Here is a 15,991-nt window from a genome sequence, read left to right as displayed (position 1 = left end):
GCGCTTCACCGAACATGGATCACGGCAGACAACTCCGCTCTTCCATGCCCTATAAAATGATCTATAGCACTTTCCCGTTATCCAAGCCTACAAACTTTCGCAGCTTGCTCCACTTTGCCGCAGGTCCCACGGACCAAAGCCGTTAACGGTCAACCGCCTCTGGCGATGGCATGGAAAAAGGTGCCTGAGACAAATCCTCTCCTGCCGCCCGATGGCCCCAGCGGACGACCCTGCCCGTCAGCAATCTGGGCGAAGGGCTCATCGCTGCCGGCATCAGTAACCCGCGCATAATGGAATTCATGGCCGCGCAGAACATCCCCCGCCGTGCCGAGCGGGCCGCTTGCCGCAATTGTTGCCTGCCGGTAGCCTAGATTCATCTTGCGCGTCGCAAAGCTGGTGGCATGCGACAGAAGCCCGGTCATTGCGTGGGTCACCCCATCCACATCTTCCAACGCCTCGCCGAGCACCATGTAACCGCCGCACTCGCCGTGCACAGGCTTTGTCGCGGCAAAGCGGGCAATACCTGCCTTGAAACCAGCCGCATCCGCAAGCTTCCCGGCGAAAAGCTCGGGATATCCGCCGGGTAGCCAGCAGATATCACAGCTGTCGTCGGGCGCCTCATCCGCGAGCGGTGAGAACGGCACGATCTCGGCCCCGGCCGCCTGCCAATGCTTCCTAAGATGCGGGTAAAGGAAGGTGAACGCCGCATCCTCCGCCAGCGCGATACGCTGACCGGGCGGTGCGATTGCCGCATCCACCGAGCCTGAAGGCACGTCCACCGGCGCGGCGAGTGAAAGCAAGGCATCGAGATCGATGGATTTTTCCATCGCATCGGCCAGTCGTTCTATATGTGCATCGATCTCCGGATGTTCGCTGGCCTGCACCAGCCCCAGATGCCTTTCGGGCAGGATGAGCGAAGGATCACGCAGCACGCAGCCGGCAACGGGAAGGCCGATTTTTTCGATCGCTTCCGTGCACAGCGTCCGATGTCTTTCGCTGCCCGCCCGGTTCAACACAACCGCCGCCATGGTAACGGCCGGATCGTAGTGAGCAAAACCGTGGGCGACGGCAGCGGCCGTCTGCGACTGACCGGACACATCCAGCACGAGCAGCACGGGAATGCCGAACAGCCGCGCCAGATCCGCCGCCGAACCCGTGCGATTTTCCGCAACCGGAATGCCGTCGAACAGGCCCATGGCGCTTTCGATAAGAACAAGCTCCGCACCATCGGTCTGTTGCGAAAACAGATGTCGCAGCAAGTCTGGCCGCATGGCCCAGCTATCCAGATTAAGACCCGGTGTGCCGGTGGCGAAGGTGTGGAAACCGGGATCGATGTAATCCGGCCCCGTCTTGATACCGCGCACCTTGATACCGCGTCGGGCAAAGGCCCGGAGCAGGCCGATGGTCACGCTGGTCTTGCCGGAGCCGGAGCGTGGTGCACCGATGATGATCGCCCGCGCCGTCATGAGCCGGAGACTCCAAGACGCGCCCGCATCGAAACAATCTCGCCGATAACGATCAAAGCCGGCGCTTCGAAATTCTCCCTGATTGCATCGTCAGCTATGCTTTCCAGCGTACCGATGAAAATCCGCTCCTGCGCAGTCGTTGCCGACATGATGACGGCGACGGGCGTTTCGCCGGAACGGCCGCCCTGCATCAGAAGACCGGCGATCGTGCCGATATTCTTCAGCCCCATGTAAACGACGATGGGTTCCCGTGTTTTCGCCAGCGCCAGCCAGTCAAGATCCTCTTCCGTGCCCGCTGCGTGGCCCGTGGCAAGAGTTACGGCACGGCTGATGCCGCGCATGGTGGCGGGAATACGGGCTGAAGCAAGCGCTGTGAACGACGATGTCATGCCAGGCAATATGCGAAACGGAATGCCGGCATGGACAAGCGCCTCCGCCTCTTCACCGCCACGCCCGAAAATAAAGGGATCACCGCCCTTCAGCCGCAGCACCTTTTTGCCTTGGCCGGCGAAATCGATCAGCGAAGCGGTAATGTCATCCTGCGTTGCGGAAGGCTTGCCGCCCCTTTTACCGGCAAAAACAATCTCTGCCTGCGGACCCAAAGCGACGACATCGTCGCTCACCAAAGCATCGCGCACGATGACGTCGGCCTGAGACAGCGCGAGCGCCACTTCCAGCGTCAGATAACGCACATCGCCCGGCCCTGCGCCCGCGAGCCAGACGTGACCGGCCTGGAAGACCGGACCTTTTGCGGCAATGCTGTTCAAAATCTGCGGTATCGACATTCTTCTTGGCTGCTTTTTAACGATGACGGAAAAAGCCGTCCCGGCTATAGAAATTCATATGGAAACAGATGGAAAGACCCTTCGCCGCGGCTGGACCACGGGCACCTGCGCGGCGGCCGCCACGAAGGCGGCCTGCGCTGCCCTTTTGACCGGCGAATTTCCTTACCCTGTGGAGGTCGAACTTCCAAGCGGCGCGAGGCCTGCATTTTCCCTCGCCACCGAGGAAAAGGGTGAAAACTTCGCCCGCGCCGGTGTCGTCAAGGATGCGGGTGACGATCCCGACGTAACCCATGGTGCGCTGATCGAAAGCACGGTGCGACGAGGTCAAACGGGAAGCGGCATCACCTTCAAGGCCGGCAAGGGCGTAGGCACCATCACACGGCCGGGCCTGCCCCTGCCGCCGGGGGAACCCGCCATCAACCCCGTACCGCGCAAGCTGATCGAAACAGCGATTCGAGAGGTGGCTGGAGAAAGTGCCGATTTCGAAGTCGAGATTTCCGTCCGCGACGGCGAGAAACTGGCGGAGAAAACCCTGAACGGCAGGCTCGGCATTGTTGGCGGCATTTCCATCCTCGGCACAACAGGCGTCGTTATTCCCTTTTCCTGCTCCGCCTGGATCCACTCCATCTGGCGTGGCATTGATGTGGCGCGCGCGACCGGCTGCGCCCATGTGCTGGGCGCCACCGGCAACACCTCCGAAAAAGCCGGGCAGGCGCTTTACGATCTGCCGGAAACCGCGCTGATCGACATGGGCGATTTCATCGGCGGCATGCTGAAATACCTGCGCAGTCATCCGGTCGAGCGGGTGACAATTGCCGGCGGCGTCGCCAAGATGACCAAGCTCGCGCAGGGAATGCTCGACGTGCACTCCAAGAAGGGACTGGCCGATCTTGATGCGCTGGCGGGATTGGCGACGGAAGCCGGAGGAGACGGAAGCCTCGCCATTGCCATCCGTCAGGCCAACATGGTGGCGCACGCCTTTGAGCTGGCCGAACGCGCGGGGATAGACCTCGGTGCGGTCGTGGCGGAAAAAGCCTGGGTGACCGCAGCGACAGCGCTGAAGACGCCCGCCATTGCGCTTGATATTCTGGGGTTCGATCGTCAGGGCACGCTCAAGGGGCGCACCGCCTCCACGCCGTCGCATCAGCCCGTCGCATCTTCTTTCGGAGATCGGCACCGCCGGACATAGTCGGTGCTATAAAGCGCGCTTTCACGAAAATCCGTCGAGGCAAGTCCACGTCCGACGAAGATCAGGGCCGTCCGCTCCACCGGTTCGGCTGCGAGCTTTCCTTCAATGTCGAACAGCGTTCCCCTGATAACCCGCTCATCCGGCCAGGAGGCGCGAACCACGATGGCAACCGGGCAATCGGAGCCGTAAAGTGGCGCCAGTTCTTCCACCACCTCGCCGATGGCATGAATGGCGAGATGAATGGCGAGCGTCGTACCCGTCGCACCGAAAGCCTTCAGCGTCTCACCGTCAGGCATCTTCGATGCTCGACCGGAAATGCGGGTCAGTACAAGGCTCTGCGCCACTTCCGGCACCGTCAGTTCCCGCTGCAAAGTGGCGGCTGCAGCGGCAAAGGAGGGCACGCCGGGCGTGACGGTATAATCGAGACCCAGCCGCTCCAGTCGGCGAATCTGTTCACCCATGGCGCTCCAGACGGAAAGGTCGCCGGAATGCAACCGCGCCACATCCTTGCCGGCCTCTGCTGCAGCCACAAACTCCGCCTCGATCTCGTCAAGCGAAAGCGCTGCCGTATCGACAATGCGTGCACCCGGCGGGCAATAATCGATGAGCGCCTTCGGAACCAGTGAACCCGCATAAAGGCACACCGGGCAGGCGGTGATAAGATCGCGCCCGCGCACCGTAATGAGATCGGCGGCACCCGGACCGGCGCCGATGAAATGAACCGTCATTGTTGTTCTCCATGTTCGATGGCACAGCCGCTATCACGTGGGGCATCGTCAGTCGTTGCGATGGCTACCGTCACATCGCCAACCACAAGACGCGGCGCGACCAGCCTTGCATTCTCTCCGGCGGCGGCAAGCGCCGCCGCTTCGCTGACACTTGGCGAGCAGGCATGATCAAGGCTTGCCTGTGAAAATGTCATTGTTTTCGAAGCGACCGCATCGAGCCGCTCCTGCGATACGATTTCCAGCGACAGCGACAGGCTTTTTGCCGCTGCCGTAAGACCGGCTTCACCGGCTTTGAGCGGCGCAGTCGCCAGGCATTCTGCGGTCATGCCAAAAGCATGCTCCGCAGCACGCACGGCGGCCATGACAGCATCCGGACCCGTGCCCTTGCGACAGCCTATGCCAGCCACTGTCACCATGGCTTGACCCAGCTCCACTGCGTCACCGGCATTGCCGGACGCCAGCCCGACATGGAGCCGACAGCCACCACCCGCGATACATCCAGACGGATCATCGAACCGCCAAGCCGCGCATGGGCGGCAAGCAGTACCGCCTCCATTTCCAGCGTCACCGCATTGGCGACCAGCCGCCCACCCGGTTTCAGGGCCTCCATGGCCCCCTCCAGCACGCCCGTTTCACTACCGCCGCCGCCAATGAAAATCACATCCGGCTGAGGCAAGCCTTCAAAAGCTGCGGGGGCCGCGCCGATCATGACCTCAAGCCCCGGTACACCGAAAGCTTCGGCATTGCGGGCGATACGCTCCGCCCTTTCCGGATGCTGCTCTATGGCGATCGCACGAAGCGAGGGATGCGACAGCATCCATTCGATACCGATCGAACCCGAACCGGCACCGATATCCCACAACAATTCGCCCCGCCGTGGCGCGAGAGAGGAAAGTGTCACGGCGCGGATTTCGCGTTTGGTGATCTGCCCGTCATGTTCGAACAGGCTGTCATCCAGTCCCTGTGCAAAAGGCAGGATACGGGCACCCTCAGCCGCGACGACATCAATCGCCACCACATTCAGCGGGTCGATGTCTTCAAAGGCGAAATCAGCCGCCCTGACCTGCCGCTGCTTTTCCCGCTCTCCGCCTAGGGCTTCGAGCAAAACGAATTCCGACTGACCGAAATCCAAATCGGACAACAATTCCGCAATCAAAGCCGGGGCGTGAGCATCCGAGGTAAGCGCAATGATGCGCGCACCGGCATGGAGATACGGCCGCAAGAGATCGATGGAACGGCCGTGTAGCGAAACGCATTCGACCGATTGCAGCCCCCAGCCAAGCCGCGCCGCCGCCAGGGAAAAGGCGGAAGGCGAGGGATGACAAACCGTCTCATCCGCCTCGACATGCCGCAGAAGCGTGACGCCGACGCCATAAAAGAACGGATCGCCGGAGGCGAGCACACAAACCCGCTTGCCACGCAGCGCCACGACATCACTCATATCCGTGTCGAACGGCACCGGCCAGCGCCGTGCTTCACCACGAACAGCCGCAGCCGCCAGTTCCAGATGGCGTTTACCGCCGAAAACGATCTCGGCCGCCTCTATCGCCTGGATCGCGTTCCGGCCCAGCCCCGCGAGCCCATCCTCACCAATGCCGACGATGGAAAGCCACGGCTTCTCTTTCTTTTCTGTGGAAGCATCGCCCGTTCCGGAATATTCAGACGTCATGACACGCTCCATACTCATCCTTGGCGGCACGGCGGATGCCCGCATTCTGGCCGGCAGGCTGGCAGAAGACTCCGGCTACCGAATTCTGCTTTCCATGGCCGGTCGCACACTCTCGCCGGTCGAACAGCCGGTGCCGATGCGCAGTGGCGGTTTTGGCGGTGCCGTAGGTCTTGCGGATTTCATTCGCACCGGGGGTTTCGATATTCTGGTGGACGCCACGCATCCCTATGCGGCGAAGATTTCCACCAATGCCGTTGAGGCGGCGCGGCTTGCCAAGGTCCCGCTTGTGGCGCTTTCGCGTTCCGCCTGGCAGTGCCAGCCGGATGACACATGGCATGGTGTCGACAGCGTCGAGCAGGCTGTTATTGCGCTCGGCAGCGAAGGCCGGCGCGTGTTTCTGGCTTTGGGACGGCAGGAGCTGCTTCCTTTCGAAGCCGCGCCCCAGCACAGCTATCTCATCCGCAGCGTTGACCCCGTGGAGCCGCCACTGAAACTGCCGCATGCGCGCTACATCACCGCGCGTGGTCCTTTTGCGCTGGATGATGAAATCCGCATGCTGGAAGAAAACCGCATCGAGACATTGGTCTCGAAAAATTCCGGTGGCAGCGCCAGCTATGGAAAGATCGAGGCCGCAAGACGGCTCCGCCTGCCGGTCATCATGATCGAGCGGCCGCGAAAGCGAAACGACGCGTCCATGAATGATGTGACGGTGCCGGATATTGCAGCTGCGCTCACCGCCATCCAACATCAGCTCTCTCTTCTCGAAAAACGCGGCGAATAAACCAGCGGTTCTTTGCCGGATCGTTCAATCAGACGGGTTTCAACCGAACCGACGATGATGCAGGTGGCCATGTCAGCCATGTCGCTCGAGGCTTCCGAAAGAGGTATCACCCGGATACGCTCATCCGCCCGGCCTGCTGCCCGACCGAAGATCACCGGCACAGAACCGGGCAAATGCGCCCGCAACAGATCAAAAGCGGTACCGAGCTGGTGCGGACGCGCCTTGCTGACGGGATTGTAGAAAGCCATGACAAACCCTGCATCCGCCGCCGCAATCAGCCGTTTTTCAATGATGCTCCAGGGCTTCAGATTGTCCGACAGCGAAATGGCGCAGAAATCATGGCCAAGCGGCGCGCCGGCCCTCGCAGCGACCGCCAGCATGGCGGTCACGCCGGGCACGACGGAAAAATCGATCTCGCGCCACTCGGAAGGACCGCTTTCGATCGCCTCGCAAACTGCCGCCGCCATGGCGAAAACGCCGGGATCACCGCCGGACACCACGCAGACCTTGCCGCCGGAAGCCGCAAGCCGCAAAGCCTGCTCGGCGCGGGAAATCTCCTCGCGATTGTCGGACGCATGGCGACGCTGGTGCGGCCCAAGCGAAAGGCGATCGAGATAGGGAATATAACCGAAGAAATCCTCCGAGGCATCGACAGCGGCAAGCGCCTCCGGCGTCACCTGCGCCGCACTACCCGGGCCGAGGCCGACAACGACGAGCCTGCCGGTCATGGCTTTTCACCTGCAGAGGGCCTCGTTTTCCAGCCCGGCACCAGAACCAGTGAAAAATAGGGCGCAGGCGATGCATCACGTTCGATGAGCCGCACCGCATGGCTGTTGGCCATCGTGCCGCGCTCGACATAAAGCGCTTCTTCAAGCTTACCGGCCTTTTCCAGCGCCCGGCGAATCTTTGGCAGGTTGCGCCCCACCTTCATGATCACCGCACCGTCCGTGCCGGACAAACGTTCCGTCAGAACATCTTCGCTAAGCGTGCCGGGAAGGACGCTCAAAATATCATCGCCCTGCACCAGCGGCAGACCGGCCATGGACCAGCAGCCGGACATTGCCGTGATACCCGCAACGACCTCCGCCGGGTAGGACGGAGCAAGCCGCAAATGAAGGTGCATATAAGAACCGTAAAACAGCGGATCGCCTTCCGACAGCACGGCAACATTGCGCCCGGCCTCGATATGCACGGCAATATCCTTCGCCGACTGATCGAAAAAGGCGGCGATCGCATCGCGATAATCGCTGCCGTTTTTGTCGCTTTCGACGGTTACCGGATAGACCAGCGGCATTTCCAGCGTACCGGGGCGAATGAAGGCTTCGACAATGCCACGACCGTTACCGCTGCCACCCTTTTTGCAGAAGAAGGCGAGCACATCGGCATTTTCGATGGCACGAACGGCTTTCAGCGTCAGAAGTTCGGGATCACCGGGGCCGGTGCCGACGCCAACGAGTTTACCCCTGGGGTTTTCAAAAAGAGCCGCGCTCACAGGCCAGCCCTCGCAACCGCGTTGATGGCGGCAGCCGTCATCGCCGAGCCACCCATGCGTCCCTTGACGATGGCATAGGGGATGCCGAGCGAACTTGCCTCCAGCGCGTCTTTCGATTCCGCCGCACCGACAAAACCAACGGGCATGCCGATGATGGCGGCGGGGCGCGGCGCGCCTTTTTCCAGCATTCCCAGAAGATAAAACAGGGCCGTCGGCGCATTGCCGATGGCGACCAACGCGCCATCCAGCTTCTCGGCCCAGAGATCGAGTGCGGCGGCGGAACGGGTATTACCGATCTTTTGCGCTATCTCAGGCGTGCGCGGATCGCGAAGGGTGCAGATCACATCATTATCAGCCGGAAGACGGGCACGCGTCACGCCGTGGGCCACCATTTCAGCATCACAGAGAACGGGCTTGCCGGCTCGTAGAGCACCACGTGCAGCGGCAACAAAATCCGGCGAAAATCGGAAATGGCTGGCCGCCTCCACCTGCCCGCAGGCGTGGATCATGCGAATGGCGATATCCGCCTGCTCTTCGGTAAAGGCGGACAAATCCGCTTCTTCGCGAATGATGGCGAAGGAGCGCTCATAGATCGCATTGCCGTCGCGAATATAGTCATAGTCGGTCATCGGTCATCCTGTCGAAGCGCCGCACCGATCGCCTGTTTGCCCAGCCGGGCAAACAGGGTAGCGGCGTTTTCCCCGGGCTTATGTTCTTTTTCGTAAAGACGGGCAAGCCGCGAAAGCGCCGTCCTCTGATGCGGGAAAGGTAAAATGCCATCGGGCACGTCGCCGGGGCGGCCTGCAATAGAAAAGACCAGGCCATCGGCAGTGCCGGAAAAAGTGAGAAGCGACGGCGCGGGATGAGCGCAACCCTTGCCACAGCCGGAAATATGCAGCGTGAAGGAGCCATCCAGCAATGACGCGCATTCCTCGGACGCAAAGGCGGCCAGTTCATGGGTGGGAAGAAAAGCCGAAGCGCAGCCCGGCGCGCCGGGACAGACGGCGATGGAAGAGCGTGCATCACCTGCCATCGTTATGAAACCGGCCGCCCGCGCGATCTCAAGCAAGGCGTTGCAAGCGGATGACGATCCGAAAAATAGCAGGCTATGGTTTGGGGATGGCCGTAGAGCCTTGATGCCGAGCGTACCGGCCCGTTCGCAGAGATGGGACAAATCGCAAGCCCGGATTTGCCCGAAAGCAGGCGCGACAGCAACTGCGAAGCAATCATTTCCTGTCGTCATCAATCCCAAAGGTGCAGAAGCCACCCTGGCTTCGTCCGCAATCACCCGATCGAGCAGGCGATCTCCGCAAACTGTCTTTATGGTCGAATGGTCCAGATCGCGGCCACGCGCAAGCGGTCCCTTGCCGGCCAGAAAGGCGAGCAGCGACACGACGACGCCCGCCGCCGCGCCCGTCTCGACCAGTCCCGCATTCAGCGCCCTGCTTTCCGGCCCGCCAACGAGCAATCGCCAGAAGGTCCGACCATCAAGCGACAGTGCTTTCAGGCGAATATCGGCCAGCAAATCTCCCATGGGGAGGAGCCCGCCGCCATCAATGACGACAGACATTTTAGCGGCAAGCTTCTCATGGAGAATGAGCCTGTCAGCCTCTTTTCGAATCTCTGCGGCGAGTGGGCGGCCATCAGCGATTTCCGCGTCATCCCGACCGGCGAGAAGCGAGGTCTCAACTGCCAGTCCCTCACGCAGCGGCAAATCCAGCGCCAGAACATCTTTTTCCAGGGCGCGGGCGCTTTCCGGCGTCAGGCCGCGAAATTGCAGGCTGCCGCGTGCGGTAATGTCGATCAATCCGTTGCCATGCAGTTCGGCAAAATGGCAAAGCGCCGCCATATCACGCGGGGCAATATCCGCCTCGAAAGCGATCCGCGACAAAAACCCGTCTCCGGTGCGCATGGGAACGGAGAGGGCCGGGCAGAGGCCACGGCGGCCAAAGGGCTGAACGGGATCGGCAGCGGCCATCATCACGCCTCCACCCTTTGGGGCCGCGGCATGATGAGCATTTCAAGTTCCGCATCCACAGCATTGCGGCGGCTATGCCACAATCCACGACGGCGGGCGGATAAAAACCGTTCGGCCATCACTTGCGCCGCTTTCGGATTTTCCAGCAGAATGAAATCGCGCACGTCCTCATTGCCGAAATAGGCGTCGTAAAGCGCCTCGATCAACGAGGAGGACACCGCATGTGTGGTTTCGGCAAAGCCGATCAGCCGGTCCACCGTCTCGGCGAACTCCGCCGCCCCGCGCGGACCATGCCGCATCTGGCCTGCAATGAAGCGTGGATTGACGGCGCGCGCGCGCACCACCCGCGTCAGCGCCTGCGTCATTGACCTTGCACGCGGGCGTGCCGGATCTGTGGTATCCAGCGCCACGATGTCAGCGACCCCGCCAAGCACGGCCTTCGCAGCGGAAAAGCCGCCGATAAAGGCGACATCGGAAGAACCATCGAGAAGGTCACGACCCGGATCATCGCCAGTATGAACCAGAAGGTCGGCCCGCCTGACGAGCTCCACAAAACCGGTATCTTCGAAAATCTCCAGCCCGTCTGCACCACCGAAAGCGTGGCTCGCCGCCTCGAGATAGGCCTGCCCAAGCTCCTCGCGTTCTTCCCATTTCCCGCTCGCAAGCTTTTCTTCGATGCCGGCACCATAGGTGCCGGGCGCGGAGCCGAAAATGCGCGCCGGAATATGCCCGGGCGCGACGGCCTCTTCCGCGAGAGGATTGTCGCCCGGCGCTTCCTCCCGCCTCGCAACAGCCTTGGCGGCAGCGTCGAGAAGCGCGATCAGTGCCGGAAACATATCGCGGAAAAGGCCGGATATGCGAAAGGTGACGTCGACACGCGGCCGCCCCAAGCTCGCCGGCGGCAGAACCTCGATGCCGGTGACCCGGCCGGTGGCGAGATCGTGGATCGGTCTCGCCCCCATCAGATGCAGCGCTTGGGCCACATCCTCACCGCCATGGCGCAGACCGGCGCTGCCCCACAGATCGAAGACCAGATGTTTCGGCCAGTCGCCGTGGGACTGCAGATGATGGCGCAGCACCTCTTCGCCCGCCATTTTGCCGAGCTCGAACGCCGTCGGCGTCGGCATGGTGCGCGGATCGGCGGCATAGAGATTGCGGCCCGTGGGCAGCACATCGAGCCGTCCGCGCGCAGGTGCGCCGGAGGGGCCGGGGGCGATATGCCGGCCATCAAGCGCAGCCAGCAGGGCAGCTTTTTCCGATTTGGCGCTTTCAAGCCTCAGAAGATCGGTCTCGGCTTCGGCACAGCGGCCAAAAACATGCTGGCCGTCCTTGATGGCGAAATCCTTGAGGTCGCACAGAAAGGCGTCGATGCGCGACAGGGCCGCATCGGCATCATCCTTCACACCCACGCCCGCCTCAGCTGCAAGCCCAGTCTCCAGCGCCTTTTCGACAATCAGTTTCGCCAGCCGGTCACGGCGACGGCGATCCAGCCCATCCGCCTGCGCATATTCATCAACGAGCTGTTCCAGCGCCGACTGTTCCGGGGAAAGCCCGGCATTGACCAGCACCGGTGGAACATGGCCGATGGTCACGGCCGCGATACGCCGCTTGGCGACCGCCGCTTCGCCTGGATTGGAAACAATGAACGGATAGACTACGGGCAGCGAGCCGGTGACGATTTCGGGAAAACAATCACGGGAAAGCGCAACCGTTTTGCCCGGCAGCCATTCCAGCGTGCCGTGCGCGCCCACATGCACGATGGCATGCGCATCTGCGACCCGCTGCATCCACGCACCGAAAGCGACTAACGCGTGACGCGGCGGCAGGGCAGGGTCGTGGTAATCCACCCGGCGATCCTCGTTGCGGCCCCGGTCGGGCGCAAGCGCCACGAATACTTCGCCGAAACGGGCGACACGAAACCGGAATGCACCATCAACCAATGCGTCGTCGTCGGTTGCTGCGCCCCATGTCGCATTTACGGATGCGGCAGCTATAGGTGGCAGGGCGGAAAAAAAACTTTCATAGACGGAAAGACCAATCGTCGCTTCCTGCTTTTCGACGCGGTCGAGCAGCGCCCGCGCGGTCTTAGGAATATCCTCGACCGCATAACCTGCGCCAGCGAGATCGCGCAGCATTTCGAGAACGCTTTGCGGCACATCAAGACCGACGGCATAACCGGTTCGCCCGGGCGCCGCACCGGGATAATCCGGCATCAGAATGACGATCCGGCGATCCCGTGGAGCGGCATTCCGCAGCCGCAGGAAAGCGGCGATGCGATTTGCCACCTGCTCGACGCGATCGGCCTCGGGTACATTGAGCAAACTCGCGCCACCATCCATTCGCGCCTGTTTGAACGAGATCGCACCGGCAAGAATCCGGCCATCCAGTTCCGGCAGAACGACATGCATGGCAAGATCGGAGGGATTGAGGCCGCGCGCATTTTCCGCCCAGCCGTCCCGTCGCGTCGTCGCCATCACCACCTGAAACACCGGCACGCCGAGCCGGTCGAACAGGGTTGTGCCCTCGTCATCCGTCTGGCTGGCGAAGGCGGTGGCGGCAATGATGGCGGCGGGTTTGAGATCGGGCAGCACCGTTTCGAGGAAGCGGATCGCCTCGCCATCCTTCAGGCCGCTGACAAAAATCGGCAAAGGTGCAAAACCGCGTTGCTCGAGCGCTTCGAAGAGCGCATCCACAGGTGCAGCATCTGCCGCCAGAAGCATGGAGCGGTAAAAGAGGATCGGCAAAAGGGGCGCACCGGCGGGAAACCCCTCGCAGGCTTCCGCCCGATCCATGACGCCCCTGCCGGGTCGGTAGAAACCGGCTTTCGGCAGCGGTTCAGCCTCGATATCCGGCCATGTCTCACCCTTTGCAAGAGCGGTGAGACCACCGGCAAGCCGGCCCATATTCTCCTCCCCACCCTCACGAAAGAAGGAGAGGGCAGAGGCTAAAGTCCGCCGGTCGACGGTTGATGCCGCTTCAAGCTTTTCATCTCGGTCGCTGCATTCTCCCGGCAGGAGCAGCAGCCTTATGCCGCGCCTGCGCGCCAGAATGGAAAGCTGATCGACACCGTAGCGCCAGCGTTCTGCACCGCCGAGAATCCGAATAAGAATAACCTTGGCGTGTTCCGTCGTCTTTTCAATCCACAGATCGACCGACATGGGGTGCCGAAGCTCGGACAGGTTGGCGGCGGACAGGGAGGGTGGTGTACCCTCGGTTCGCCGCCAGGCCTGTTCCAGCCCGGCCAGATCACTGGCCGAAAACGACAGCATCACCACATCCGACCGGGGCTGGTTGAGATCAACCGGCTCTATCAGGTCGTCCAGAGACGAGGATGTGGTGGCGAGAATATGCATCGTCAGGCGGCCAGCATCTGCTCGATCTTTTCGCGGTTCAAGCCCTTTTCACCGATGACGACGAGACGGCTGCGGCGTTCTTCACCCGCGGCCCAGGGCCGGTCGTAATAGTGGTTGACGCGGCTGCCGACAGCCTGCACCTGCAGGCGCATCGGCTTTGCGGAAACCTCGATGAAGCCCTTGATCCGCAAGACATTTTCCGCAGCAGCCGTCTCGGCGATACGGATAGCCAGTGCTTCCGGGTCGGTGACGGCCGGCAAATCGATGACGAAGCTGTCGAAATCGTCATGCTCGTGGTCAAGCTCGCCATCATGGTGGGTGCGGCGGTTTTCGATATCCTCTTCCACCGCAAGGCCAAGACCGATCAGCACGGCGGGATCAATAGCGCCATTGGAGGCCACGACGATCTTTGCTGCCTTCGGCAGATGTTCGAGAATATGCGCCTTGGCCTTGTCCAGGCCGGCATCGTCAAGAAGATCGGCCTTGGTCAGCACAATAAGATCAGCGCAGGCGACCTGATCCTCGAAAACCTCTTCGACCGGGTCATCATGATCGAGCGCCTCGTCATTGGCGCGCTGAGCGGCTAGCGCTTCCATGTCATGCGCCACCTGCCCTTCGGCGAGGGCAGCGCCATCCACCACGGCCACGACGGCATCCACCGTCACGCGGCTCTTGATGGCCGGCCACTGGAAAGCCTGCACAAGCGGCTTCGGCAGGGCAAGGCCAGAGGTCTCGATGAGGATATGCTCCACCTTCGGCTGGCGGCTCAGAATCTGTTCGATGGCGGGCTGGAAATCATCCGCCACTGTACAGCAGATGCAGCCATTGGCCAGCTCGACGATGTTTTCTTCCGGGCAGCTTTCAATACCGCAGCCTTTCAGAATTTCGCCATCGATGCCGATATCGCCGAATTCATTGACGATGATCGCCAGCCGCTTGCCGTCAAGCTTTTCGAGAAGACCGCGCAGCAGCGTGGTTTTGCCGGCCCCCAGAAAACCGGTAACGATGGTGCAGGGAACGCGGTCCAGAAGGGTGCTCATGATCTCTCCTCGGTAAAATCGAATGGGGGAATGCGCGCCACCATGCCGCGCTTTAATGGTTCGGGGCGGCCGCGCCAGGGCATCAGGCCATCGGGGGCGGCAGCCAGCAGCCGCGCGCCGGTCAGCAAATCTTCCGCATCACCGGTCGTCAGCCCGCCGAATACATAGGACCAGCCATTGGCGCTGCGCAGCACGGCGCTGAGGCCACGCTTGCAATTGGCAAGACAGTTGACGGAACGAACGGTGACACCCGTTTCCTCCGCCTTTGCCATGACGGCATCGGCGAGACGCGAACCGGGGCGCGGTTCGGCATTGGCGTCGGCTTCATCGCGGCAGCTTCTGCAAATGAAGACGGTCACGCCGGACGCCGTTTCGTCCTGCGTGTTTCCACTCGTAGAAGAAGATGTCGCTGAAATATCCAAACCGTATCGTTTCCCGCGCCTTGCAAAAAATCTCGGGGTGCGGATGTCGAAAACGGCATGCGGACAGGCGCAAACCGGATGTTCGATCTAACCGACTGACCGGAGCACCCCGCCCGGCAGACGTTTTTCCTGAAACGGCAGGTCTCCTGGCTCGCGGCTTTACACCCTGACACCGCCTTCCCGAACCATCTTCAAGGGTCCAGTGGCTTTACGGTGCGGGCTTACCGCTTACAGTTGCGGGGGCAGCCACGGAATGACCCGGTAATCGGGTTGGAACCGTGTTCCCTCTTAGCTTTTCCCGTTGCCGGGAAAAGACCGTCAGTCCGTTACCCTTAGGCTGAACGGGCGTGAGGGTCAATGCTGCGGGCCCTGCGGCGGCACATTGCCGGGTGCGGCAAATTGGGTATAGTCGCCGCTCCGAATGTCGGGGGCACTGGATCCCGCACGGCTGGATGAAAAGGAAAATGCAATGACACGCGACATCAGCGACAGCGAGGCCGAACGCCACCGGCAGAAAATGGTCAACCGCAAGACGGTGCAGGATGCCGAAGTTGCGGAAAAGACCATTGAAAAGGGTCTGCTGATGATTAATACCGGCCCGGGCAAGGGCAAATCCACCGCCGCTTTCGGCCTTGCCCTGCGCATGCTCGGCACCGGACGCAGGGTCGGCGTGGTGCAATTCATCAAGGGGGCATGGTCGACGGGCGAACAGCAGGCGCTGACCTTGTTCGGCGACAAGGTCGTCTGGCGCACCATGGGCGAGGGTTTCACCTGGGACACGCAGGATCTGAAACGCGATGTCGCAGCGGCGGCAAAGGCCTGGGAAGAAGCCAAGATCCTGATGGCAGACGAAACCATCGGCCTGCTGATCCTCGATGAGCTGAACATCGCGCTCCGTTACGATTACCTGCCGCTGAAGGAGGTGGTCGAAACGCTTTCCAGCCGCAGGCCCGATCTGCATGTCATCGTTACCGGCCGCAACGCCAAGCAACCGCTCATTGACGCCGCCGACATGGTGACGGAAATGACCCTCGTCAAACATCACTTCAAGGCGGGTGTGAAGGCGCAGGCGGGGATAGAATTCTGAC

Annotated in this window: 15 protein-coding genes and 1 riboswitch; of the genes, 3 read left to right on the top strand and 12 right to left on the bottom strand. The window is 61.6% G+C overall.

Translation table 11 applies throughout. The annotated features are described in order from the left end of the window. Positions 1–149: 149 nt before the first annotated feature. Positions 150–1,466, bottom strand: a complete 1,317-nt coding sequence (locus ASB65_RS21530) for a cobyrinate a,c-diamide synthase (RefSeq protein WP_060725326.1) — start codon at positions 1,464–1,466, stop codon at positions 150–152. Next, positions 1,463–2,251, bottom strand: coding sequence for a uroporphyrinogen-III C-methyltransferase (gene cobA / locus ASB65_RS21525; protein ID WP_003505268.1), 789 nt, complete (start codon positions 2,249–2,251; stop codon positions 1,463–1,465). The genes ASB65_RS21530 and cobA overlap by 4 nt, the downstream gene beginning before the upstream one ends. A 58-nt stretch (positions 2,252–2,309) precedes the next feature. Here cobA and ASB65_RS21520 point away from each other — a divergent pair, with 58 nt between their 5' ends. Continuing rightward, a complete protein-coding gene (locus tag ASB65_RS21520) occupies positions 2,310–3,440 on the top strand; it encodes a cobalt-precorrin-5B (C(1))-methyltransferase (protein ID WP_060725463.1) in 1,131 nt (376 codons plus the stop codon). Here the strand turns inward: ASB65_RS21520 and cobM are convergent. From cobM to ASB65_RS21505, 3 genes are read right to left on the bottom strand one after another with little or no spacing between them, the layout of a single operon-like run. Further along, positions 3,395–4,168: a precorrin-4 C(11)-methyltransferase gene (gene cobM, locus ASB65_RS21515; RefSeq protein WP_060725325.1), complete on the bottom strand. Its 774-nt coding sequence runs from the start codon at positions 4,166–4,168 to the stop codon at positions 3,395–3,397. The genes ASB65_RS21520 and cobM overlap by 46 nt on opposite strands. After that, the gene (locus ASB65_RS21510; protein ID WP_060725324.1) at positions 4,165–4,584 is read right to left on the bottom strand and encodes a cobalamin biosynthesis protein; all 420 of its coding nucleotides are present in this window, start codon (positions 4,582–4,584) and stop codon (positions 4,165–4,167) included. Before ASB65_RS21510 ends, cobM begins: the two co-directional genes overlap by 4 nt. After that, entirely contained in the window at positions 4,578–5,837 is a 1,260-nt protein-coding gene (locus tag ASB65_RS21505) for a bifunctional cobalt-precorrin-7 (C(5))-methyltransferase/cobalt-precorrin-6B (C(15))-methyltransferase (RefSeq protein ID WP_060725323.1), read from the bottom strand. Before ASB65_RS21505 ends, ASB65_RS21510 begins: the two co-directional genes overlap by 7 nt. Here ASB65_RS21505 and ASB65_RS21500 point away from each other — a divergent pair. Beyond that, positions 5,836–6,618, top strand: coding sequence for a cobalt-precorrin-6A reductase (locus ASB65_RS21500; protein WP_060725322.1), 783 nt, complete (start codon positions 5,836–5,838; stop codon positions 6,616–6,618). The two genes, ASB65_RS21505 and ASB65_RS21500, sit on opposite strands and share 2 nt — an antisense overlap. On the opposite strand, the gene ASB65_RS21495 is transcribed toward ASB65_RS21500, so the two are convergent. From ASB65_RS21495 to ASB65_RS21465, 7 genes are read right to left on the bottom strand one after another with little or no spacing between them, the layout of a single operon-like run. Beyond that, positions 6,585–7,346, bottom strand: a complete 762-nt coding sequence (locus tag ASB65_RS21495) for a precorrin-3B C(17)-methyltransferase (protein WP_060725321.1) — start codon at positions 7,344–7,346, stop codon at positions 6,585–6,587. The genes ASB65_RS21500 and ASB65_RS21495 overlap by 34 nt on opposite strands. Next, positions 7,343–8,110 carry a precorrin-2 C(20)-methyltransferase gene (locus tag ASB65_RS21490; protein ID WP_060725320.1) on the bottom strand — a complete coding sequence of 256 codons (768 nt, stop codon included), beginning with the start codon at positions 8,108–8,110 and terminating at the stop codon, positions 7,343–7,345. The genes ASB65_RS21495 and ASB65_RS21490 overlap by 4 nt, the downstream gene beginning before the upstream one ends. After that, a complete protein-coding gene (locus ASB65_RS21485) occupies positions 8,107–8,739 on the bottom strand; it encodes a precorrin-8X methylmutase (protein ID WP_060725319.1) in 633 nt (210 codons plus the stop codon). Before ASB65_RS21485 ends, ASB65_RS21490 begins: the two co-directional genes overlap by 4 nt. After that, complete coding sequence (gene cobG, locus ASB65_RS21480) at positions 8,736–10,091, bottom strand: precorrin-3B synthase (protein WP_060725318.1); 1,356 nt, start codon at positions 10,089–10,091, stop codon at positions 8,736–8,738. The genes ASB65_RS21485 and cobG overlap by 4 nt, the downstream gene beginning before the upstream one ends. Beyond that, on the bottom strand, positions 10,091–13,441 hold the full coding sequence (gene cobN / locus ASB65_RS21475) for a cobaltochelatase subunit CobN (RefSeq protein WP_060725317.1): 3,351 nt from the start codon (positions 13,439–13,441) through the stop codon (positions 10,091–10,093). Before cobN ends, cobG begins: the two co-directional genes overlap by 1 nt. A gap of 2 nt (positions 13,442–13,443) precedes the next feature. Beyond that, positions 13,444–14,481, bottom strand: coding sequence for a cobalamin biosynthesis protein CobW (cobW, locus tag ASB65_RS21470; RefSeq protein WP_003505281.1), 1,038 nt, complete (start codon positions 14,479–14,481; stop codon positions 13,444–13,446). Next, a complete protein-coding gene (locus ASB65_RS21465) occupies positions 14,478–14,903 on the bottom strand; it encodes a DUF1636 family protein (RefSeq protein ID WP_060725316.1) in 426 nt (141 codons plus the stop codon). The genes cobW and ASB65_RS21465 overlap by 4 nt, the downstream gene beginning before the upstream one ends. 118 nt (positions 14,904–15,021) lie before the next feature. After that, positions 15,022–15,238, bottom strand: a riboswitch (cobalamin riboswitch). A gap of 134 nt (positions 15,239–15,372) precedes the next feature. Between ASB65_RS21465 and cobO the strand changes: the two genes are divergently transcribed. After that, positions 15,373–15,990 (top strand): cob(I)yrinic acid a,c-diamide adenosyltransferase, encoded by a 618-nt coding sequence (gene cobO, locus ASB65_RS21460; protein WP_060725462.1) that lies wholly within the window; start codon positions 15,373–15,375, stop codon positions 15,988–15,990. Position 15,991 lies beyond the last annotated feature (1 nt).

The sequence above is a fragment of the Agrobacterium tumefaciens str. B6 genome (assembly GCF_001541315.1).
Classification (GTDB): domain Bacteria; phylum Pseudomonadota; class Alphaproteobacteria; order Rhizobiales; family Rhizobiaceae; genus Agrobacterium; species Agrobacterium radiobacter.
Note: the sequence above shows the minus strand (reverse complement) of the source record. Positions and strands in the feature narration are given on the sequence as shown.